Annotated in this window: 1 protein-coding gene; it reads left to right on the top strand. The window is 67.3% G+C overall.

Annotation, left to right across the window (positions count from 1 at the left end):
* The coding region (locus tag DBR23_RS21445) for a protein kinase (protein ID WP_108499535.1) at window positions 1–1,599 on the top strand (1,599 nt) is incomplete at both ends.

Raw genomic sequence — 1,599 nt, 5'->3', positions numbered from 1 at the left:
TTCCCTGCACCGGGCGGTGGCCATCAAGGAGTACATGCCCTCGGCGCTGGCCGGGCGCTCGCAGGGGCAGTCGCTCTGGGTGCGGTCCTCGTCCGACCAGCAGACCTTCCAGGCCGGGCTGGTCTCTTTTGTGGGCGAGGCCCGTCTGCTGGCGCAGTTTGACCATCCCTCTCTGGTCAAGGTGTTCCGCTTCTGGGAGGCCAACAACACGGCCTACATGGTCATGCCGCTGTACTCGGGCATGACGTTCAAGCAAGCCCGTGCCCAGATGCGCACCCCCCCACCCGAGGCCTGGCTGCGCAAGCTGCTGTGGTCGGTGCTGGATGCGCTGCGCGTGCTGCACGATGGCAACACGCTGCACCGCGACATTTCGCCCGACAACATTTTCCTGCAGGACAACGGCCCGCCGGTGTTGCTGGACCTGGGCGCCGCCCGGCACGCCATCAACGACCAGGACCGCAAGCACACGGCGGTGCTGAAGGTGAACTACGCCCCCATCGAGCAGTATTCCGACGGCGACGAGGAACTGCGCCAAGGCCCGTGGAGCGACTTGTACTCGCTGGCAGCGGTCATGCACGGGTGTCTGGCCAATGACACGCCCCTGCCCGCCACGCTGCGCTCCATCCGTGACCGCATGGTGTCGTTCTCCCGCATCGCCAAAACCGTCAAGCGGCAGTTTGGGGTGGAGTATTCAGCGCCTTTTGTCGCGGCGATTGCCCAATCGCTGGCCCTTCGGCCCGAGGACCGCCCACAGAGCATTGATGCCTTTCTCCAGACCATGGAGATGACGTCGGCGCCGGACGATGTGCAGCACTTCGACTTCCGGGCGGAGTTGGGCGACATCTGGGTGGAGCCCGCCGACCAGCCTGGCCCGGGTCTGGCCACCCCTACCGTGGACGTAACCTCCGCCCCCAAGATCATGGCCGAGATGCAGGCACAGGCCCAGCGTGAGGAATTGGTGGCGGCGGCTCCCGCATCGGATGCCAGCCGCCCTGGCGATGATTTTGGTGGGGATACGGTCATGCTGGCTGGTCCTGACACCGTGGCGGCCGATGCTGGCGACACGGTGTTCATCGATGCCGGCGATACCGTGGTGGCCGACGACGATTCGCGCTTTGAGGACCTGCCACACCACCGTTCACCGGGCGCAGGCGGGTCGCGTGCAGCCGATCGGCGTTCTGCGCCTTTGGAGCGGGATGTAGTGCGCAGCAATGGCAAGCCGACCCCATCCCCACGGCGTTCCCCTTTGGTGGCGGGCATCGTGGTGGCGGCGTTGGTGGCTGTGGTGGCCGGCGCCGGTTGGCGCTGGAGCCAGGGCAGCAAGCCGCCCCGGGACGAGATCATTACGGAGATGGCCGAGCGGCCTGCCGCAGCGGCGGCTTCAGACGCAGCCATGGTGGAGGTCAGCGCTCCGGCTGCTGCCGGGGGCGACGCGCAAGGTCTAAGCTCGGATGGCGCAGTGGCGTCAGCCAGCGCCGCCTCTGCGGCCGCACCTGCTCCTGCCTTTGTGGTTGCGTCTGCACCCAAGCCGAGCCCCCGGGTGGCCAAGCGTGCAGGCGCAGAGCCCGCACCCACACCCATCGTGGTGCATGAAGAGCC

This window comes from Acidovorax sp. HMWF018, from assembly GCF_003061035.1.
In the GTDB taxonomy this organism is placed as follows: domain Bacteria; phylum Pseudomonadota; class Gammaproteobacteria; order Burkholderiales; family Burkholderiaceae_C; genus Acidovorax; species Acidovorax delafieldii.
The sequence above is the reverse complement of the archived record's forward strand: the minus strand, read 5'-3'. Positions and strand labels throughout refer to the sequence as shown.